This window comes from Celeribacter neptunius (assembly GCF_900113955.1).
In the GTDB taxonomy this organism is placed as follows: domain Bacteria; phylum Pseudomonadota; class Alphaproteobacteria; order Rhodobacterales; family Rhodobacteraceae; genus Celeribacter; species Celeribacter neptunius.
Genome location: NZ_FORH01000010.1, coordinates 45,087 through 65,652, shown reverse-complemented (window position 1 = coordinate 65,652; position 20,566 = coordinate 45,087). Strand labels below are relative to the sequence as shown.

The 20,566-nt window shown below is 60.2% G+C and carries 20 protein-coding genes; 13 read left to right on the top strand and 7 right to left on the bottom strand.

The window, feature by feature from the left end:
• Positions 1-18 precede the first annotated feature (18 nt).
• Complete coding sequence (locus tag BM151_RS20020; protein WP_028095377.1) at positions 19-303, top strand: hypothetical protein; 285 nt, start codon at positions 19-21, stop codon at positions 301-303.
• 47 nt (positions 304-350) lie between these two features.
• Here BM151_RS20020 and BM151_RS20015 read toward each other — a convergent pair whose 3' ends face one another.
• The 5 genes from BM151_RS20015 to BM151_RS19995 all read right to left on the bottom strand — a co-directional run bounded on the left by BM151_RS20015 (position 351) and on the right by BM151_RS19995 (position 4,705).
• Complete coding sequence (locus BM151_RS20015) at positions 351-1,013, bottom strand: L,D-transpeptidase (protein WP_009503854.1); 663 nt, start codon at positions 1,011-1,013, stop codon at positions 351-353.
• Positions 1,014-1,304: 291 nt separating this feature from the next.
• Complete coding sequence (locus BM151_RS20010; protein WP_138578426.1) at positions 1,305-1,826, bottom strand: c-type cytochrome; 522 nt, start codon at positions 1,824-1,826, stop codon at positions 1,305-1,307.
• The gene (locus tag BM151_RS20005) at positions 1,819-2,313 is read right to left on the bottom strand and encodes a DUF411 domain-containing protein (protein WP_028095379.1); all 495 of its coding nucleotides are present in this window, start codon (positions 2,311-2,313) and stop codon (positions 1,819-1,821) included. Before BM151_RS20005 ends, BM151_RS20010 begins: the two co-directional genes overlap by 8 nt.
• Positions 2,313-3,242 (bottom strand): WD40/YVTN/BNR-like repeat-containing protein, encoded by a 930-nt coding sequence (locus BM151_RS20000; protein ID WP_223870725.1) that lies wholly within the window; start codon positions 3,240-3,242, stop codon positions 2,313-2,315. Before BM151_RS20000 ends, BM151_RS20005 begins: the two co-directional genes overlap by 1 nt.
• 17 nt (positions 3,243-3,259) lie before the next feature.
• Positions 3,260-4,705: a multicopper oxidase family protein gene (locus BM151_RS19995; protein ID WP_054540800.1), complete on the bottom strand. Its 1,446-nt coding sequence runs from the start codon at positions 4,703-4,705 to the stop codon at positions 3,260-3,262.
• 161 nt (positions 4,706-4,866) lie between these two features.
• Between BM151_RS19995 and BM151_RS21730 the strand changes: the two genes are divergently transcribed.
• Complete coding sequence (locus tag BM151_RS21730) at positions 4,867-5,316, top strand: hypothetical protein (RefSeq protein WP_176441066.1); 450 nt, start codon at positions 4,867-4,869, stop codon at positions 5,314-5,316.
• Here BM151_RS21730 and mntR read toward each other — a convergent pair.
• Entirely contained in the window at positions 5,311-5,763 is a 453-nt protein-coding gene (gene mntR / locus BM151_RS19985) for a manganese-binding transcriptional regulator MntR (protein WP_054540798.1), read from the bottom strand. The genes BM151_RS21730 and mntR overlap by 6 nt on opposite strands.
• Before the next feature lie 116 nt (positions 5,764-5,879).
• Here mntR and BM151_RS19980 point away from each other — a divergent pair, with 116 nt between their 5' ends.
• Together BM151_RS19980 and BM151_RS19975 are read left to right on the top strand one after the other, a co-directional pair.
• Positions 5,880-7,088, top strand: a complete 1,209-nt coding sequence (locus BM151_RS19980; RefSeq protein ID WP_223870724.1) for a multicopper oxidase domain-containing protein — start codon at positions 5,880-5,882, stop codon at positions 7,086-7,088.
• Positions 7,085-8,266 (top strand): ZIP family metal transporter, encoded by a 1,182-nt coding sequence (locus BM151_RS19975; protein ID WP_054540797.1) that lies wholly within the window; start codon positions 7,085-7,087, stop codon positions 8,264-8,266. Before BM151_RS19980 ends, BM151_RS19975 begins: the two co-directional genes overlap by 4 nt.
• 327 nt (positions 8,267-8,593) lie before the next feature.
• On the opposite strand, the gene BM151_RS19970 is transcribed toward BM151_RS19975, so the two are convergent.
• On the bottom strand, positions 8,594-9,673 hold the full coding sequence (locus tag BM151_RS19970; RefSeq protein WP_009503863.1) for a hypothetical protein: 1,080 nt from the start codon (positions 9,671-9,673) through the stop codon (positions 8,594-8,596).
• Positions 9,674-9,899: 226 nt separating this feature from the next.
• Between BM151_RS19970 and BM151_RS19965 the strand changes: the two genes are divergently transcribed.
• The 9 genes from BM151_RS19965 (at position 9,900) to BM151_RS19930 (ending at position 20,477) form a co-directional block, all read left to right on the top strand.
• A complete protein-coding gene (locus BM151_RS19965) occupies positions 9,900-10,781 on the top strand; it encodes a recombinase family protein (protein ID WP_009574210.1) in 882 nt (293 codons plus the stop codon).
• Positions 10,782-11,147: 366 nt separating this feature from the next.
• Positions 11,148-12,347: a plasmid partitioning protein RepA gene (repA, locus tag BM151_RS19960; RefSeq protein ID WP_009574209.1), complete on the top strand. Its 1,200-nt coding sequence runs from the start codon at positions 11,148-11,150 to the stop codon at positions 12,345-12,347.
• Positions 12,347-13,315 (top strand): plasmid partitioning protein RepB, encoded by a 969-nt coding sequence (gene repB / locus BM151_RS19955; protein WP_226562387.1) that lies wholly within the window; start codon positions 12,347-12,349, stop codon positions 13,313-13,315. The genes repA and repB overlap by 1 nt, the downstream gene beginning before the upstream one ends.
• 210 nt (positions 13,316-13,525) lie before the next feature.
• Positions 13,526-14,611, top strand: a complete 1,086-nt coding sequence (gene repC / locus BM151_RS19950; protein ID WP_233545060.1) for a plasmid replication protein RepC — start codon at positions 13,526-13,528, stop codon at positions 14,609-14,611.
• A gap of 106 nt (positions 14,612-14,717) precedes the next feature.
• Positions 14,718-16,886 carry a ParB/RepB/Spo0J family partition protein gene (locus BM151_RS19945; protein ID WP_009574206.1) on the top strand — a complete coding sequence of 723 codons (2,169 nt, stop codon included), beginning with the start codon at positions 14,718-14,720 and terminating at the stop codon, positions 16,884-16,886.
• 99 nt (positions 16,887-16,985) lie between these two features.
• Complete coding sequence (locus BM151_RS19940) at positions 16,986-17,459, top strand: hypothetical protein (RefSeq protein ID WP_009574205.1); 474 nt, start codon at positions 16,986-16,988, stop codon at positions 17,457-17,459.
• Positions 17,460-17,846: 387 nt separating this feature from the next.
• Complete coding sequence (locus BM151_RS21725) at positions 17,847-18,011, top strand: hypothetical protein (RefSeq protein ID WP_009574204.1); 165 nt, start codon at positions 17,847-17,849, stop codon at positions 18,009-18,011.
• A 102-nt stretch (positions 18,012-18,113) separates the two neighbouring features.
• On the top strand, positions 18,114-19,319 hold the full coding sequence (locus BM151_RS19935) for a hypothetical protein (RefSeq protein ID WP_009574203.1): 1,206 nt from the start codon (positions 18,114-18,116) through the stop codon (positions 19,317-19,319).
• 753 nt (positions 19,320-20,072) lie between these two features.
• On the top strand, positions 20,073-20,477 hold the full coding sequence (locus tag BM151_RS19930) for a single-stranded DNA-binding protein (protein ID WP_008335991.1): 405 nt from the start codon (positions 20,073-20,075) through the stop codon (positions 20,475-20,477).
• Positions 20,478-20,566: the final 89 nt, after the last annotated feature.

Genomic DNA, 20,566 nt, shown 5'->3' with positions numbered 1-20,566 from the left:
GTCACGAAAGGAAGCTTGATGCGGGTTTTGATGCTGAAGCAAAAAATGATGGTTGCAGTGGTGCTGTCGCTTACGGCCGGATGCGCAGTCCAGCCGACTGGGCCAGGCGACGCGGCAGACCAGCGGGGCAACGTTCCCGAAGCCGTGATTGCAATGGCTGCCCCGGATCAGGATGTTGCAACCGCGCGCTTGGTGCCCGAGGACGGGTGCTACTGGTACGAACACAGCGGCCCCGTTGAAACGACCTTGCTGCCGCTGCGCACGGCGAACGGCAACCCTATCTGCGTCGCGCGGGAAGTGTGACGACGACCCGCACGTCACATCAATGCGCTGAGAGCTAATTACCTCATTCAACTTCTCGCGGTAACGCTGTCCTCAGCCGAATAAAGATGTGCTGTCGATCCGATCTCGACGTTCGGATAAAGCTCGTTGATGTGTGCCATAACCATCCGCACGCAACCCGAACTCGCACGACCGCCGATGCTTCTCGGATAGGGTGTGCCGTGTATCCGAAGATAGGTGTCGCGATCACCGACATAGAGATAGAGCGCCCGCGATCCCAAGGCGTTTTGAGGCCCGGGTTCCATCCCGTCGGCCCATCTTGCGTTTTCGGGATCCCGCTCGATCATATTCTGTGTCGGCGTCCAGTGCGGCCACCTGACCTTGCGCTTGATGTTATAAACACCTGGCTCGTAGAGGTTGCCCCGCGCGATCGCCACGCCGTAGCGCATCGCGGTTCCACCCTCCTCAATGTGGTAGAGATACCGCGCGACCGCATCGACATGGATGTCTCCCGGCACGAGGCCGTCCTTCGCGTCCACACGCTGAGGCAAGAAACGTGGGTGTAGTCCCCAAGGGTTTGACGTGGCCGGATCGAAGCCGGGCGGGCTGACTTGCGCGTCCCATTCAGCCTTCTGCGCCTCGGTGGGCCAGCTATCGGCAAACACAGGGTTGGCCACAGTCGCCGAAAAGAGCGCTGTTGTCGTTTGAATGAAGTGTCGTCTTGTCAGCATGTCGTACCCTTTCGGTTCCCACCGGCGATCAATGGCAAGAACGATATACATTCTCGTCGACTAGATAGGACTTCTAGTGGCTAGAGGTTCAAGGGCAAATTTTCGTGAACGCATGCACGCGACCCTGGTAGCACATGCTTGCCTTGCGGTCGGGTTAACGGCCAACCAGGTCAGGTCCGAATTAGCGTGGTAAAGCGGGAGTCGGGGGGCGGAGTAGGACAGATTTGCCGAATTGGTCCCCCGGTGGATCGGCTTTGGTCGAAAGATACTATCCTGACACCCTGTCGAACTTCACCCGCCCGTGTCATTGGCCGAAACTTCGGCTTGGAACTCACGTTGTCGCTCAGGCCAGGTGCTCTTGATGTAGACGAGGATCGCCTCGATCTCTGCGTCTGTCAGATCCTCTCCGAAGGCCGGCATGTCGCTCTCGTATCCCGGCACGACGGCACCGACCCCGCCTTTAGTGATCTGAAAAAGCATGCGGTCTGAATGGTGCCAGGTGTGGCCTGTGTCATCATGCGGCGGGGCCGGCATTCTTCCGGTGTCAAGACGACGACGCCAATCGGGCTGGCCTTCAAGGTTCGCACCATGGCAACTGGCGCAGTTGTCCGCATAAAGCTGTTGCCCTGCCGTGACCTCGGATGCAAGCACGGGCTCTCCCAAGAACGTCAGTCCCTCGACACGCGGGTCCACCGGTTCCGATTGGGCCAGCACCACAACGCCGGTGGTCGCGAGCGTGGACACTAGGGCAGCGAGGTGCACTGACCGCCTGACCGTACCCTTCGCCAGTCGGTTTTTCGGCCCCTTATTCATCGGCATAGATTGAGATTCCTTCCGGGCCAAAGGCGTAGGTCCTTAGCGTGCCTGACTTGACCGCAGCCATCCCGGGTGCATTCGCGGGCATTCCCGGCAAGGTGATACCCGTTATCGCCGGACGGGTTTCCAGCAGCCGCTCGATGATGTCGACGGGGACGAGACCGCTGACATAGTAGCCGTCGATTTCGGCCAAGTGGCAGCCGATGCCCTGGGCGGGCACACCGACTTCGACCGAGCGTTTGTCGAAGTCGCGGTCATCCACACGCGTTACGGTAAAGCCGTGTTCTTCGAGATAATCCCCATAGGCATCACAGCAGCCGCAGCCCGGATCGCGCCAGATGGTGATCTGCCTTTCGCTGCCCGTCAGACCGGGCGCCACATCGCCTGTCGCTTGCGCCCAAGCCGATGTGGTCAGGCCCACCATTCCGACAATGCCGCTGCCAATCAGACCAAGCGCGTTTCTTCTCTGCATCATTTTCTCCATCATAGTTCTCCTGTTTCGATCCAGGTTGCGCCGCCGTCACGGCTGAATTTCAAGATGCCGCCCAACAGGGCAGCGATGTAGGTCTCGTCTCTTGGATGAACCGCAACAGCGGTCGCAGCTTTGCTGGCCCGCTTTTGCCAGATGACTCCGCCGTCCTGCGATGCCCAGAGGCCCGAACGCAGAGCGGCATACATCACTTCCGGCGCCGAGGGGGCACTGGCCAGCGACAGGATCGGTTGACCGCCTGGCAATGGCGCTTCGGACGGTGGGGCTTCACCCGCAACCAATGCGTCCATCGCGTTGCCTGGCTGCACGTCCTGCCAGCGACAAAAGCAATCGGGCACCCGCGCAAGGCCAACCTCGGTGCCCGCATAGATCCAGATCCCGCCCATGCCGGTTTCAAGCTCGACCGAAGCCAGAGCAAGAGGTTCGCGCTCTGCGTCGTCGAGCCAGGGGCGGTCCATGGCGAGCGACCAGGTTGCGCCGGCGTCCTCGCTCTTCCACAATCCGTCGCCGCGAACCGAGGCATAGATCATGTCCGAGTTCCGCGAGGCGATGGCAACGGCATTGATCTCTCCGTCAGGCAGCCCAGCGTCGCTGACGCGCCACGAAGCGCCCCCATCTTCGGAAGTGCTGACACCGCCCACGGCGAGCCCCGCAACCACACGGCCGGGCCGGTCGCGATGGGTCGCCAGCGACAGCACGTTCCCCGGTGTCTCTGCCGCGGTCCAAGTCCGGCCGTCATCGTCACTGACGAACAGCCCTCCTCTCGCCAGCAGAATGGTATCGCCATCAAAGGCAAGTGCCGCTGGATCACCATCGCTCGCCGCGAGTGCGAACCCCGGCAACATCGAAGCGACGCCGATACTGAGTGCCGCGGTGAGTACCTTGCGCCGGTTTGGCCGACATCCAATCTCAATCGACTTCAATCTGCATGCTCCTCTGCTCATGCGACGCGGATCACGCCCATCATCCCGGCCGCCTGGTGCTCAAGGATGTGGCAATGGAACATCCAGTCTCCGGGATTGTCGGCGACCAGGGCGATTTCGACCTGCTCGCGCGGCGCGATCAGCACGGTGTCCTGCCATTCACGGAATTCGGTCGGCACGCCATCGCGGCTGATGACGCGGAAGGAGTGGCCGTGCAGGTGGATCGGATGGTCGAAGGCAGTGGCGTTCGTCATTTGGAGGATATGGCTCGCGTCGCGCTCCAATGTCAGGAAGGGATCGAGCATGTGCCCTTCGGCCGCGACGCCATTGACGAACCACATGCCGCCACCCACAACGCCACCCATCATTCCGCCCATCATGCTGCCGGACTGGCTCGGGCCCATCTGGCGCTCGACCATGGCGCCCATCATGCCCCCGGTGAACAGGATTTCGTGACGACGGGCTGCGTTCAGATCAGGTTCGATCAGTGGATTGGCTGGAAGGGCAATTTCCCATTCCGGCGGCGTGGCACGCAGGGGCGTTTCGTCAAAGACGACATCCAGCAGGTTAAATTCATTATCGCGATAGGCGCGGTCGACGATTTGAAGCGTGGTTCCCGGGTCGGCAGGGCAATCGAGCATTATGTCGGCACGCATCGCCGGGCCCAGAACCACGACACCGTCAGGCGCGGCGTGCGGGGTGATCGGCTGGCCGTCGAGCGCAATGATGCGCGCGGAAAGGTCGCCGAAGTCGAGCGCGAAGATGCGGGCGTTGGCGGCATTGATCAGCCGCAACCGGATGCGTTCGCCTTGCCGCACCACGAAGACATCGGGAACACGCCCATTTATCGTGACAGTATTGCCCAGACGGCCCGCATGGCTCATGTCCATGGCTGCGCCGAAGTCATCCGCAATCGCCGCGTCCCGCGTCAGCCGCCAGTCGTCAAGCAGCCAGGTGACATCGCGGTCGACCCGCGGCGGGTTGGATTCGTCGATGATGAGTGGTCCGGCCAGCCCACGTCCGACCTGCTCGAAACTGCGCTGGTGGGGGTGATACCAAAAGGTCCCGGCATCGATCGCGTCGAACTCGTAGGTGAAGGTTTCTCCGGGTGCGATCGGCTTCTGCGTCAGGTGTGGAACCCCGTCCATCGCGTTCGGCAGACGAAGTCCGTGCCAATGGACGGTGGTTTCCTCGTCCAGACCGTTTGTGACGACGATGCGCAGCCGATCGCCTTGCCGAACCCGTAGCTCCGGGCCGGGAACCTGACCGTTGAAGCCCCAAACGGGGGTTGCGGGATAAGGTTCTGGGACCAGCCTTGCCTGTCCCGGCGCGGGGCGCAGCGAAAAGCTGCGGATTTGCGGCTCGGCGCGCAGAGGCTTTCCGAAAGCCGCGGCGCCGAAACCCGCCAAGGATGTTGCAAGAAAAGATCGGCGACTGAAACGGGAACTGATTTGGTAGGACATGGATAAACACTCTCTGATTTCACTGTACGCCGCCAAAGCAATTGCTCAGCGACGTTCATGGCCCCGCGCAAACGCCCATTTGGGGGCGTCCGGCACGGAGAAACACACGAAGCGCAATCAAGCGCCGTGTGTCAGATCAGAGGTAGACTCGAGGAGGTTGTTTGGCCGGGGGGCCAGATATTCCGTGCGGAACGTCCATTGGCCGGATTTCATGGGCCGCGGCGGCAGCGATCGGGCTGGTGCCAGCCGGAATCGAAAGAAGAGCGGCCATTCCCGCGGCATTGCACACAAAATCACAGACGGAACCCATCTTACCGTCTTCCAAGCTGCCGCAGGCGTCGCAATCGTCCATCGCCATCATGCCGCTGTCCGTGGAGACCATTGACGAGGCCATGGCAATTGAGCCCGCAGACTGCGCGACCGCGCCGATGGCAAAAGCCACCAGCGAGAGAATGCAGATAAGGCGCGCCCAACGTCTCATGATCTTGATCTACTACCCGCGCGATCCGAATGCCAGCGGCACAAAATCACGTTTCTTGGAACATCCAAAGATTGGCTCGTTCAAATCCTCGGCCAACCGACTTGTTGCAGCGGCAACCACCTGCCTATGACCGCTGGGCAAACGCCGCGAACAGGGCAAGCGTGCGCTCGCTCACATGATGCTCGATCCCTTCGGCATCGCGTTCAGCCGTCTCGGGGTCTAGCCCGAGGCTCAGGAGAAAGCGCAAGACGATCTCGTGGCGGTGCCTGCATTCCTTGGCAAGCGCCCGGCCTTCCTCGGTCAGAAAGACCGAACGGTATTTCGCGCGAGTGATCAGGCCGTCCCGCGCCAGACGGCCAAGGGTTTTGGCGACCGTCGGCGCGGTCACGCCCATCCGGGCCGAAATATCGACCGGTCGGGCTTCGCCGTTCTCGTGGATCAACTCAGCGATCAATTCGACATAGTCTTCCGCCACCTCGCTGCGCCGCGCCTCGCGCACACCGATGAAGGCCTCGGCGCGGGATTCGACCGCACGTGCCTCTGCCTCGGTTGATTCAAGGTTCTCATCATCAATCATGCCGTCACCCTCGCACGATCAGGATTGACTCGTAAAGCCTGAGCGATGATTATTAGCCTATGCTAACTTTTTGCGCCGGGACTTTGGCCTGCGTGTCATCTGAAGGGACAACGTCCATGCCTGTCGATACCAGCAAGCGAGGGCGCGAGGTGTCGTCCGCCGTGGAGACATCGCTGCCCACAGCGCCACCTGGCGTCGTCACGGAGCCAGTTTCGGCGTCGCGACGCGCGTTGTTGGTCGGCGGTCTGGTGGCTGCCGGCGGAGCGGCCGTGGCCGCGAGCCGCGCGCAATCCCAGGCAACGCCCGACCCGATGGCGGGGCATGCTATGCCCGGCGGGGCGGTCGATCCGTATTCGGCCCATGACAGTGGCATGGCGCATGGTAACATGACGATGGTCGGCCAGGTCGACCACGCCCGGAACGGGTTCGACCCGACGGCCATGCTGACCGACTGGGAGACCGGTCGCACCGAAGTTCTGCCGGATGGGCGCACGTTGCGAACGTTCGAGGTGGACGCCATCGACATGGAAATCGAGATCGCTCCCGGCGTGTTCTTCCCCGCCTGGACGTTCGATGGCCGCGTTCCCGGCCCCGCCCTGCGAGCGAAGGAGGGCGAACGGCTACGGATCGTCTTTCGCAACCTTGGTTCACATCCCCATTCCATGCACTTTCACGGCATTCATTCAGCGCGCATGGACGGTGTTCAAGGCGCCGGGCTGATCGATCCGGGCGAGGAGTTCGTTTACGAATTCGATGCCAAGCCCTTCGGCTGCCACCTCTACCATTGCCATGCCCTGCCACTGAAACGGCACATGCACAAGGGCATGTACGGCCTTTTCGTGGTCGATCCGGATCCGGCGCGCCACCCCGAATTTGCGGCCGTTGCGGCGTCGCGTGTGCTGGGCAGCCCGGAAAACGCCGAATGGCAGGAACTGGCGATGGTGATGAACGGCTTTGACACCAATTTCGATGGTGAGAACGAGGTCTATGCCGTAAACACGGTCGGCCAAGCTTACATGAACGCGCCGATCCGGATCGACAAGTCGCGCCCGGTGCGCATCTACCTCATGAACGCGACCGAGTTCGATCCGATCAACTCGTTCCACCTGCATGGGAATTTCTTCGACTATTACGACACCGGCACCCAGCTCACGCCGACCCTGCGCACGGTCGATGTGATCATGCAGTGTCAGGCGCAGCGCGGCATCCTCGAGTTCAGCTTCGCCGATCACGAGGACGGGATGTATATGTTCCATGCGCACCAGGCCGAGTTCACCGAACTTGGCTGGATGGGCTTTTTCGACGTGCGAGAGGCCGGAGCATGACCGATCATATCCAACGCAGCCGCCCGCCAATGACCCGCCTGCTTCTCGTCCTCGTGCCGCTGGCCGTCATGCTGGGGGCTTTCGTGTGGATTGCCTCGCTCGATCCGCTGCGCGGCTTCAACAATGGCGCGCCCCCGGTCGAGGCGTTGACCGTCGAACGGACGATCCTCGATGGGTCGGGGATTTCGCTCAGTGTGCGCGCCGGCGGATCGGAAGCAATGGTGGTCGCGCAGGTCGCAGTGGACGACGCCTACTGGACCTTCACGCAGGAGCCCGCGGGGCCGATTGCCCGCGGCGAAGCGGTCTGGTTGCGAATTCCCTATCCGTGGGTTCTCGGCGAGGCCCATCGCGTCAACCTGCTGACCAACACGGGCGCGACCTTCGGGCATGAGATCGGGGTCGCCGTCTCGACGCCAAGCGCCACCTGGGGGCAACTCCGGCTGCAGGCAGTGATCGGAGCGATCGTCGGCCTATTGCCGGTTGCGCTTGGTCTCATGTTCTTTCCGGCGATGAAGGGCGTCGGGCGAAGCGGGATGAACTTTCTGCTCGCACTGACGGTTGGGTTGCTGGCCTTCCTGCTGATCGACATGACTGCGGAAGCGGTGGAGTTGTCCGGCGATGCGGCGGCGATATTCCAAGGTTCTGCCATGGTCTGGCTGGCGGCGCTTACAAGCTTTCTTCTATTGATGGCTATCGGGCGCTGGCGCGGCAATCCGGAAGGCATCGCGCTTGCGTTCTACATTGCCCTCGGGATCGGGCTTCACAACTTCGGCGAAGGGCTGGCAATCGGCGGCGCATTCGCCGCCGGGTCGGCGGGGCTTGGAACTTTCCTCGTCCTAGGCTTTGCCTTGCACAATGTCACCGAGGGCATAGGCATCGCCGCCCCGATGCTTCGTGCCCGGCCAACGCTTTGGACGTTTGCCGCTCTGACCCTGCTCGCCGGTGGCCCGGCCATCCTCGGAATGTGGGCGGGCAGCCTTGCCTATGCGCCGCAATGGTCGGCACTGGCACTCGCCGTCGGAGCGGGTGCGATCCTGCAAGTCATGGTCGAGGTCAGCGCCTACCTTGTACGTCAAAACGCCGACAGGCAGGCGGCGCTGATGTCACCAGCCGTACTGGTCGGGTTTCTGGGCGGCATCGCCTTCATGTACGCGACGGCGGCATTGATCAAGATCTGAGCGGTGATCGGCTGTTTCGGCTTCATGGGGCGGTCGCCCAGCTCTATAAACTGACCCCGTCTGTCCACGGGTAGATCGCAATTTTCGTGCCCCAGTTTTTGCGCCCAAGAGACTTATTCTTTCGTGATTTCGAAATAAAGAATTTGAGGCTAGAGCGACTAGAGGATCCCACAGATAGGTGAAAACACCGCAAATCCATCTGACTACTATTTCTGAGCCGCACGTCGAAATCGACTGTCTCATATTTTTGGTCTGTCACGATTCTGGTCCTCCGTTGAACTATCAACAAATGTTACGCACCAAAACGAGTGCTTCTTTAGAGGTGTTTCATGGCATCGCCCGCCACATGCGGAAACGCACCTGTTCGGTCACCTCGCGGATTAGACCTTGCGCTTCCATCCAAGCAAGGTTGCGCTGGACGGCGGCGCGGCTGGCACCGGTCAGGGTCTCGGCCATTGGAGCGGAGACGACGGGCCATTCGGTCAGCACCGCGCGCAATGCAGGTGGTGTCTTGCCAGAGAGCGGTGCCATCATGTTGTCCGCCCGCGCTGACCATGCCTGGATATCGTCGAGGTGCCGCATCGCGGTCAGGCATGCTGTTTCCATTCCCTCGAGCCAACGCTGCAAGCGCTCGGCAGGTGGGCCACTGGCGCGCAGCCCCCCTGCCCCGCGCATAGCCAGAGGCGCAAAGATGGCCCCCCCATTCAAATTCGGGCCTTCGCTCGCGGCAATGCGTGCGGCGGTAACCGCCGCTTCCATCCGGTCGTCCTGTTGCCCGAGGCCCGCAAGGTTCCAGAGGTGAAACCCCATGCAGGCGCGTGTAATCGAATGCAGGTGGGCGGCTTGCGCCATCAGGTCAAGCCAACCGACCGCGCGATCCGCAAAGGGCTCGGCTTCATTGGCCATGTTTTCAGGGTCACGGCGATCGAGGAAAGCGGATAAGTCCACCTCTGGACCGGGACCGCCTGTCAGACGGCGCACCGCCCATCCGACACGCGCGAGCGCTGCGGTGTCGTCCTGCACCCCGGACAAGCGCATGGATATCCAAAGCGCCAGCCGATCCGGGCCAATTCGGTCACCCACAAACCAGCTGAGGTCTGCCGCCTCGATCAGGGCGAGCCTGAGCCGCCAGCCTTCCGGGCCACGGTGCAGACGGTCATCCAGCGCGCCAATCCGGCTAGCCACACGGGCAAGACGGGCGGCATTACCTGCCTCTGCCTTCCGCCAATCGTCGAGGACTGCGGTTTCAGGCAGCTCTGCCCTCGGTCTGGGCGGCAGATAATCCGGCTCCACTTCTATTGGACCGGGCAGGAACCACAGGTCGTCCTCGGACGTCTCTTCAATCCCCTCCGCATCAACTAGAGGATCGTCCAATTTACTATACTGCGTAGGTACTTGAGGCTTCATATGTGCAAAATATGGCGCTTTTGCATTTTACCAAAGTGTTTTGTTAGGGTGCGCCTGCACACCCTATATAGCACGCGCGCGCGGTGGTCTGCGATATCTCTCTGATCGCGCTCAGCATATGAAAACCAAGGGGTTTTTGATTTGCAGCACCACAAAGAGCGCCCTTGCCTCTGTTTACAAACGGTCGTTTATTGGTGGTACATAAAATTGCAAACGGCCCAGTTTCATGCCGCTGATTGGCTATGCGCGCGTCTCCACCGAGGATCAGACCCCCCTGCCCCAGTCTGAGGCACTGCAGTCTGCGGGATGCGCCGAGATCTTTGAAGAGCACGCCTCGGGCGGCAATCGCGCGCGGCCCGTGCTTGCACGTGTGCTGGAGCGGATTGTCAAGGGCGACACGCTGGTCGTCGTGCGGATCGACCGGCTTGCGCGGTCTTTGTCGCACCTACTTGAGGTGATCGAAAGACTGGAAGGCAAGGGGGCGTTCTTCCGCTCGCTCCAGGACCCGATCGATACTGCCTCGCCCCAGGGCAAGTTCACGTTGCAGGTTCTGGGCGCTGCGGCTGAGTTCGAACGCGCTCTGATCCGCGAGCGTACCAAAGCCGGACTTGCCTCGGCACACTCAAAGGGCCGCGTAGGCGGCAACCCAGGTCTTCGCGCCAAGGACCCTGAAGCGCTGCGCAAGGTGCGGGTGGCTCGACAGGACGGCTACATGGAGCGCTTGAACGAGACAGCGCAGGATTGGGTGCCCCATGTGCGCCGCTTGCGCCCCGATATGGCTTGGGAAGACGTCCTCCGGATTATCAATGGCCCCCTGCCCCCAGATCGCCATTGGACCCAAAGCCGCCTGCTCCGCGCCGTGAAGGCATATGTGCGCGACGGCTTTCTGCCTGATGAAGTTCTTGGCCGCGCCGGACGACGCGAAACTGACGATCGCCTGCCTGCGATAGTCGCTGCGATCAAAGGTGCTGACCCCGAGATCACCTTGCAGGCAATCTGCGACCGACTGGAATCCATGCGTGAGCGCACCCCTCGCGGTCGTACCAGCTGGCAGCCTTCCTCAGTCAGAATGCTGCTGGAGCGGGCAGAGCGTCTCGGCCTTTTGTAGGCGCCAATGGTCGGCAAACCACTCTGTTCGCTCGGCCCAAATCTTCCAGAATCATCACCTCAATTGGACGAAAGCCACGTAAATATCCAACAAAGCCTTGGGGTTAGTTCGCGCGAGCAGAAAATATCTCGAAGGGTATCGGCTTCGCCAGAAACGGTCTTTATCGTTGTTAATCAATGCGTTATCTGTCGCAAGCCCCGCGCGACCAAATTGGTGCTGTGGATAACTTTTCCACTACATCTAGATTCTTCTTGCCGGACACAGATGTTCGTGGCATCTCCATTCTGACGGCAAAACGCGTCAGACGCGGCTTCGACCGTCAGAACGACAAAGAGCCTTAGCAAAGGCCATGAGAGGCGGCAGAACATGGATGATCGAAATACGGGCTACACGCAAGGTATAGGCTCTTCCGACATCGGAGCATTCGCAGACAGTCTTGCTGAGTCGCTTGACCGGCAGATGAAAGTTGCGTTCGAGCCAGAAGAACGCAAGTCCTTGCGCCGCTTCAGCTCGACCGAGGTCGCCGAGTTGCTGCGCGTTAGTACGTCGAACCTGCGCAACCGCCACAAAGATGGCAGCTTCCCAGAAGTTCACACTGACGGTCGCGGTCATAGGTTCTACACGGCCGAAGAAGTTGACGACCTCCGCAACATTTTGGCGCGGACAGGCAAAAATGCTGACGCGTACAGACCTGGCCGCCGAGACGGCGACCGTCTTCAGGTCATTTCGGTCGTGAATTTCAAAGGCGGTAGCTCGAAGACAACAGCGACGATCCATTTGGCACACAGGTATGCCCTGCGTGGCTACCGCGTGCTTGTGCTGGACCTCGACCCACAAGCCAGTTTGACGACATTTTTCGGCTACCGGCCTGAGCTCGAATTTGCCGAAGGCGGCACAATCTACGACGCATTGAGATACGATGATCAAGTTCCGCTCTCGGAGGTCATCCAGAAAACATACTTCCACAAGCTCGACATGGTCCCGGCTGGCTTGATGTTGTCCGAGTACGAAACCGAGACAGCGAATGCCCTTGCGCGTAGGGTTCAGCCGATTTTTGCAGAGCGTCTTGCTCTGGCGCTAGAGGAAGTCGACTCAGACTATGACATCGTGCTGATTGATTGCCCTCCGCAGTTGGGCTTCCTGACATTGACAGCATTGGCAGCGTCCACGGGCTTACTTGTGACGGTCGTCCCCGGCATGCTCGACATCGCTTCGATGAGCCAGTTCCTCAAACTCGCTTCGGAAACGGTCAAAGCCGTCGAAGAGGCGATTGGACGACATGTCACTTGGGACTTCGTAAAGTTCCTGATCACACGCTACGAGCCGTCGGACGGACCACAAACGCAAATGGCCGGGTACCTGCGTTCAATCCTTGCGGGCCAAGTCATGACTGAACCGATGCTGAAGTCGACAGCCATTTCTGACGCCGGCATGACTCAGCAAACCATCTATGAGGTAGACCCGAGCCAGCTCATTCGGAAGACCATTGATCGGGCTTTGACCAGCGTGAACAGCGTTGCCGATGAGCTGGAGCAGACAATCCAAATGGCATGGGGGCGTCGCTGATGGCTCGAAATATCTTCAACCAGCCACCGAAAGACGAGAAAGAGTCGGCAGCCTCCTCCCCTGCCCCGGTCAAATCCTCGAAGCTACCTGGCTCGGTTGGCGGATTGCGGGATTCTCTCCGGGAAATCACTGCCAACTCAATCCGAGATATCGAACCCGACCGGATCGATATGGATGGTCTCCGGGATCGCCTGATCCTGGAAGATAGTAGCATTGAAGATCTCGCCGAAAGCATTCGCAAGCATGGTCAGCAAGTGCCGATCATGGTTCGCCCCTCTGACCAACCGGATCGATACCGCATCATCTACGGGCGTCGTAGACTTGCAGCCATTCGAAGAGTTGGTGGAACCGTCAAAGCGATCGTTCGAACGCTCGATGATGATGCTTCTCTGATCGCGCAAGGTCAGGAAAACAACCTGCGGCTGGATCCGTCCTTCATTGAAAAATCTCTTTTTATCAAAGAGATGCAGGAGGCCGGTTACAAGCCTGGCGTCATTCAGGACGCCCTAGGCCTCACCCGGCAAGGTGTGTCGAACCATCGTGTAGTCATCGAGCAGCTGCCTGACGAACTTGTCCGGCTTATCGGCCCGGCTCATGGCGTAGGTCGACGCCAATGGGGTGATCTTGCTGCACTTTCAGAGAAGGTTCCGCTTGTCGACATTGCGCTTGAGACACTTGCCTCTCTGCCTGACACCACTCCAAGCACGGACAAGTTTCAAGCCGTCTATGTTGCTTGCTCCAGCAAGGCGCGTGGCGCAGCCAACCAAAGCGCCCGTGGCCAAACGACCGTGGTAAAGGACAATAGTGGTAGCCCTGTCGGCACACTTTCAGTCGATGGCAAGTCGATCGCTATCAAGATCACCCGCAAGGACAACCCGGAATTCGGCCAATGGCTCGAAGAGCGCGCGGAAACCACGCTGCGACAGCTTTTTGAACAATGGCAGAATGAGAGAGGCTCGGGGAGCTGATCCCCGGTCATAACCAAAAACACGAGCAGAGGAGAAAGGCGAAGACCGAAAAGAAAAGAGCCCCCCAAGGTTTCCCCCGGAGAGCCCTCATCATCTGATTTGCACCTGTGATGTAGCAATCTCCGACATGCCGGTCAAGAGTCACCGATTCGGTGGACGTCTTTTTGTTGCCTTTTCTCGCCAAAAACAGCGAGAAGAGCCGGGGAAGTTGTGGGCCGCAACGGTCGTCGTTCAACAAACATGGCATTCACAAAGCTTTCCGTTCAGACCTTTGGCGTCGGCAAGGGCACCCCCCCCACGACCACACCTGAAACCGACATCTGGGCAGTCTTCCGCGCGCTCAGAGATAGTCGCTGCCTGTTCGGTCTCCGTCCAGGACATGTTCAAACGCTCCAAGCGATGCTGAGCTTTCTCAAGCCTGGGCATGGCGACACAGTCTTCGCTTCCAACGACGAGATCTGCCGTCGAGTTGGCGGGATCGATGAACGAACCCTCCGTAGGCACATCGATCGCTTTGTTGAACTCGGTTTTATGAAGCGCCACGACAGCCCAAATCGCAAAAGATACCGAGTGAAGTCGTCCGAAGGTCAGTCCATTAGCTATGGCTTGTCGCTGGCTCCGTTGCTCGCGCGTGCCGGCGAACTACTTGCAACAGCCCAAGCGATGGAAAACGCTCGTCGGGATCGCGTGTTTTTGCGAAAGCAAATCCTAACCAAACTTGCGCAGATCGACGAAGCTGACCCCGAGAACGAACTCACTCATCAGGTACGCCGAGTTCTTCGGAGGAAGCTCTCGATCACGGAGTATCGTGCTTTGCTCGGCGAACTGGAAGCTCAATGCAAACAGATGTCCACCGCGGTGGACGCACCAGAAACAATGAAACTGCCCGCCAATGACGGGCAAACTGTCCGCCACCATTCTAAGTCTAAAAAAGAACAAAAAGATTTAGAAAGCGGGACCGACAGCGAAACACTTCCCCTGCAAACACTCACAACCGTTTGTGATCAAGCTACATCGTTCGCGACGAACTCACTTAGAAACTGGCACGATGTCGAAAGCCACGCCAGAACGCTCGCTCCAATGATGGGAATCCACGAAAGCACCTTCGAAAAGGCTGCTAGAAAGATAGGCTCTCAAAAAGCATCGTGCGCCATCTTCATAATTCTCCAGATGAGCAACCGCATCCGAGACTTCGGAGCGTATTTCCACAGCATCACGCTCGGTCGCAGAGAAACTGACTTCAACCCATCAGTGTTGTTGGAGAGGCTTTCTCGTTCTGGGGCAGCTACTGCGTGATGTCCACCGCGGTGGACATGTTGAGAGGTAGAGATGGGCTGTGAAAGGGTTGACGGGAAGTGAGATCGGGAGAGTGGCTTCCGGCGCCCGTCGTGGAGAATATCTGATGGCGAAATCTACCCAGAAAGTCACCCTGTCCCCGTCCCGGGATATCCCCTTCGACAAACTCGTTCTGAGCCAGTCCAACGTCCGGCGCATCAAGGCTGGCATCTCGGTTGAGGAACTGGCCGAAGACATCGCCCGCCGCGGGTTGCTGCAGAGCCTGAGCGTTCGGCCCGTTCTGGCGGATGATGGATCCGAGACCGGCAAGTTCGAAATCCCCGCTGGTGGTCGGCGCTTCCAGGCCCTGTCTATCCTCGTGAAGCAGAAGCGTCTGGCCAAGACGACGCCCATTCCCTGCATCGTACGGGATGCCACTTCCGCGATCCTCGCCGAAGACGACTCGCTCGCTGAGAACATGCAGCGCGCAGCCCTGCATCCGCTCGATCAGTTCCGCGCCTTCGTTGCTTTGCGGGAGAAGGGTCAAGGCGATGAAGAGATCGCGGCCGCTTTCTTCGTCACGCCGCAGGTGGTCAAACAGCGCCTGAAACTCGCCGCCGTGGCCCCTGCCCTGCTCGAGCTCTATGCCGAGGACGAGATGACGCTGGAGCAGCTGATGGCCTTTACGGTCAATCCGGATCACGAGCGCCAAGTTCAGGTCTGGGAGGCAATTCGTTCGTCCTGGAATAAAGAGCCCTATCAGATCCGGCGCATGTTGACAGAAACCTCGGTGCGGGCCTCTGACCGTCGTGCTGTCTTTGTCGGCGTCGAGGCGTACGAGACGGCTGGTGGCACCATGTTGCATGACCTCTTTCAGGGCGATGACGGCGGCTGGCTGGAAAACCCTGCCCTGCTCGATCGTCTGGTCAGCGAGAAGCTTCAGGCTGAAGCCGAAGCGATTGCGACCGAAGGTTGGAAATGGATCGAGGTCTCGCTCGACCTGCCCTATGGCTATAGCCACGGTTTGCGGCGGCTGAGCGGAGACCCGGCGCCGATGACAGATGACGAAGGCGCGGCCCATGCCAAGCTGCTTGCCGAGTACCGGGCGCTCGAGGAGGAATACGAGGGCCAGGATGAATTCCCCGAAGAGATCGACGCGCGTCTTGGCGAGTTGGAAGTCGCGATGGAGAAACTCGATGCCCGGCCGCTGATTTTCGACGCGGAGGAGATCGCACGGGCAGGGGCGTTTGTGACGCTTGACCGCTATGGCGAGCTTGCAGTTTATCGGGGCTTCGTGCGGCCTGAGGATGAGCCTCGGGAAGACGCCAATGTCCACAGCGGTGAACTGGCGGCAGACGGGCAGCGCGCTGAGCTTTCAGCGCCGAACAGCGTAGATGGTATCGGCAATGGCACGGTGATCACTGCTGCCGGTCAAGCCCTCGGCGCGAACGTGCCCGAAGACGAGGACGACGGTGCCTTGAAGCCCTTGCCTGAGCGGCTGGTCATGGAGCTGACGGCGCACCGGACATTGGCACTGCGCGAAGCTGTCGGTCGCTCCCCTGACGTCGCGTTGACGCTTCTGCTCCTGAGGCTCGTCAATGATACCTTCCGGACGTCCAGTTCGGTCGGCAGCTGCCTCGAGGTCTCGGTACGTCACGTCTACATGTCCGCGCAGGCGAGCGATCTGAAAGACAGCGTGGTGGCCAAGCTGGTGGACGATCGCCACGCGGAGTGGGAGGCCGAGTTGCCGCTCGGCGACGATGCCGCGCTCTGGGACTTCCTGACCTCCCTTGATCAAGGGAGCCGGCTGTCGCTGCTCGCGCATTGCCTCAGCTTCGGGATCAACGCGCTCCACGAGAAGGTGAACCCCTATGGTGCCGGTATCACCGCCAGCGGTTTGACCAAGCGGATGACTCAGTCCGACTTGGTTGCACAGGCGGTCGAACTCGACATGGTCGAGGCAGGTTGGGAGCCGACTGCCGATACCTACCTGAACCGCGTGCCCAAGGCCCGGATCCTCGAGGCCGTGCGCGAGGCGAAAGGGGAAGGCACTGCCCAACTCCTCGATCACCTGAAGAAGGGCGAGATGGCGACTGAAGCCGAGCGTCTGCTGAAAGACAGCGGCTGGTTGCCGGAGGTTCTTCGCCGTCACGATCCGGCGGTACTGGACGGTGCAGAAGGGCAGGGGGCGTCTGAACCCGTTTCCGACATCGACCAGACCGAGGATGTCGACCTTCCCGCCTTCCTCACCGCTGACCTGCCGGGTGATGATGCGTCGATGATGGCTGCGGAGTGATCTGAGTCATCCGAGGGCGGGAAAACCCGCCCTCAATCTCATAAATCTCAACAATATCAACTAGATGAATGAAAAATCACGCATTCAGGATGAGGAATCATGTCTGCAACGACCATTCTCGACACCGCGCCCCTGGGGGCGCTCATTCGCTACACCGACAACAGTCCGAAACCGCCCGCGCGGTTCACAAAGAAGCTCGCGGCCTGGGAGCGCTCGAACGGCGTCGGCCGTCTTGTCAAGAAGGAGCCACCGCGACCCTATCCGACCTGGACTGCGCCGGCGTCGTTCACGCTGCACGAGGGGAATTTCTCTTCGGACGGGGTCATTCTCGTGACGATCATGCGAACGCATTCGGCTGACAGCGCCTTGACCTTCGAGGTCGCTGAGGAACCACAGCCCGGGCAGGTTCGCGTCCTTTTGGATTTCGGCGGTTGCACGGAGCTGCTCCACCTGGCCGAGTCTGTCACGGCTGCCGAGCTCTGGATCGCCAAAGAAGGCTATCGCAATGCGCGGCTGGAGATTGTCGGCGAAGAAGGCGCTGCTAGGGCAGGGGGCGCGGAGCTTGCCGCCTGAGCCTACGTAGAACCCAAGGGGCCCGCCAAAGCGCGGGCCTCTCACCCATCACGACCCTGTCCCGCGAGATCGCGGGGCACCATAGGTTCCAATCCAACACGGAACTAGATCTGGTACCAAATGTCTGCCGGGAGGCTGGCAGCGATGACATCAGTGGAACATACGGCTCCAGTCAGCGGTCGCACCATCCCCCGCTCGCCATTCCCTTCCTTGCCCCGAATCCTGTCTTCGAGATCAACCCGCGAGGGGGCGGACTACGGGCGAACCCGTGCCGCCGGGTGGATTCGGACGAGCCGAACGCACCCGGTGATGTCAGCCAGTCTTCGGGCCTGCGAGGTCCTGTCGCGCGGGGGATGGTCCCCCGCCTCCAAGACAGGAGCCAAACAGATGTCCCGCAAAGATGCTCACGCCTTCGCCGCCTCCCTCGCCGCCACGCTCATGGTTTCGATCGTCGTCTTCCAGGCCGGGGATGGAACCTATGGCGCTGTCCCCGCCGATGAGATCGACGGCGACGAGGTCGTGATCGTCTCGGAATACGATCCTTTCGGGTGAGGCTTCGGCCTCACGTTTCAGACGGCTCGGGTTCGGAGCAAGGCTCCGATCCGGGCCTTTCGCCTGTCCACCGTTCCGGCTGACCGGCAAAATGAGCCGACGATGGTCGGCATGCCTTTGCATAAAAACGAGCTCGAGCGTCAGCCAATCTGGCTTTGCCCAGACATCAGCGGTCAATTGCAGTGCCATGAAGACCGCTTGAATATCGTCAGGGTTCGTCGGAAACTGCGTCGTATTTGGTTCAGGTCACGTCGCATGCTCTACAAATCATTGATTTCCTTATACGGTTCATCGCTTGCGGGTAGATCGGCTCCTGCTGACGACCTTGTTTGGCACTTTGCGCCGTCCGAAGATCTGAGGCGCTTTCGCGAGTATGCGCTCGATGCCCTGCAGCAAGCGAAAGTGTACCTGCTCGACCATATGGCTGCAGCCTATGCCGATACGCTTCATGACGCAGTCGCCAAGCAGGCTTCGGAAACCGGTCTTCCCGCAATGGCCATTCTGGGTGAGGTAAAGCTCCCTGCCGACGTTGTTTGGGTCGAATTCGACGATCGAGAGCTGGGTGTCGCGCGCTTTGAACGGGCTTCACCTGTAACGAGACATGACGACAAACCCGTAGGCACTGGTCTACGCGGCTATCTCATCGATGATCGTAACAAGGGCCACTTGCGCATCACGATGTTCCATCGCCGCGAGAATTCGCGGGTCGTCGATCCAATCTGCGCTTTGCTCGTGAAGCGAATTCCGACAGGCGAGTTGAACTACGACAACGTCGAAGTCGAGTTGAGCCGTTCCATGGTCGAATTCCGTGTGCGGAGCGGTGATACGATGGAAATGATCAACGGTCGGCGCACGGTGCACCAAGTTGAAACAGGCTACGACCTGTTCATCCCTTACGCGCTCTTTGCGATGCTGGTTTCCCCGGACTTGGGTGGCATCATTCCCACGGAAAACGAGACGTTCACAGCCAAGGATGCCAAGACCGCTCGAAAATTCGGGAAGTCCTGGATTCTAGGTGCGCAGAAATCCCATCTTACAATCCGCATTGGTCCGCAGGCCGCGGCTCACATGCAGGAGCGGCAGGCTCGCCTTGAGTTCGAGCGTCAGGTCCAGGACGGGCGAAGCGGCCCTGTTCGCCATTGGGTGAGCGAACATGAGCGGCGCTATCGCAGCGGTAAAGTTGTGTTGGTGAAGGGGCACCACAGAGGGCAATTGCCTGCGCCTAATCTGCCAACGCGTGTGATGGGGCCGAAACCCGAGGCAACGATTTTCGAGTTGGACGCAGTTGATCGGTCCGACCCAGACTGAACCCGGAGTTTGCCGCGCGGTCATGTCGTCAGCCGTCAATCTATCGCCGCCACATCGACGAACCCCCGTAGTTTTCGGCCGTGACCTGACCAGGTCGGCGCCAAGAGCTCAGGGAGCCGGAAATCCAACAATGTTGGCGCAAAGCGGTATCCGCTCTCCCCGATCAGCTCGGCCAGGAAGTGGCCCATACCATGGCGATGGCTTCCGCCTTCGCGCAACCTTTCGCCATCTGCCAATCCAAGACCGTGAAGAATGCCCCGGCGACTTCCTTCTGCATTTTCTGTCCGCGTTAAGCGACAACGTCCCGAGATCCCACTCAGCTAGTGGGTGCGGTCCGTGTCCTGAATATTCCGGTATCGATAGCCTGTCGCGGCAAGGCCCTGCATTTCCCAGCGGGGAAGGGCAGGGGGGCGAGAGCCGGTGATGGACACTTGCGCCGCTGGTGGGGAGTTGGGCTTTGGGTCAAACAGTCCCGATTGGCAAGGGGACATGGTCTAGCAAGGGCTCCCCGCATCTCTCTGTCTTCTGGGCCATCCCTTCGACTGACAATCCCCTAATCCCGTTCGGGCTCTCGCGCGCAACCCCGCGTCAGTCCGGGCCGTGTTGGCCGCCTTTGGCGTCCTGCCCGCTCCACCCCGGTCCTTTGGGGGTTTCCGGTGTCCATGCTGTCCACCGTGCACGCGTCACCCGACGGGCTTTTTCAGGGTCTTGTCGAAGGGACGGTCCCGAAGACAGGACACACAGGAGCTTATCATGCAGAACATCGTCATCCTCGCCGGCAACATCGGTCAGACCCCCGAAGTCCGCACCACCCAGAGCGGCACCAAGATCACCAACTTCAGCCTCGCCACCTCGCGCCCCCGCCTCTCGGAAGGCCGTGTGATGCGCGACGAGAACGGCTACCGGGTCATGGACACCGAATGGCACCGCATCACCTGCTTCAACGGTCTCGGCAAGACGGTCGCTGAGCATTGCGAAAAGGGCATGAAGGTCCTCGTCCACGGCCGCATCCACTACACCAAGTGGATCGACAGCATGGGGAACGACCGCTACGGCTGCGAGATCATTGCCGAGAAGGTCGACTTCCTGAGCCGCCCGAAGTCGGCCGAGAACGAAAACCCCGAACTGGTCGACCGCGACGATGAGATCCCGTTCTGAGGAACGGGGTCTCCCCCCCTCAGGCCCGGCGGGGAAACCCGCCGGGTTCGCTGCACTGCTACAATGTAGCTTCGAGCCCACTTTGGCCG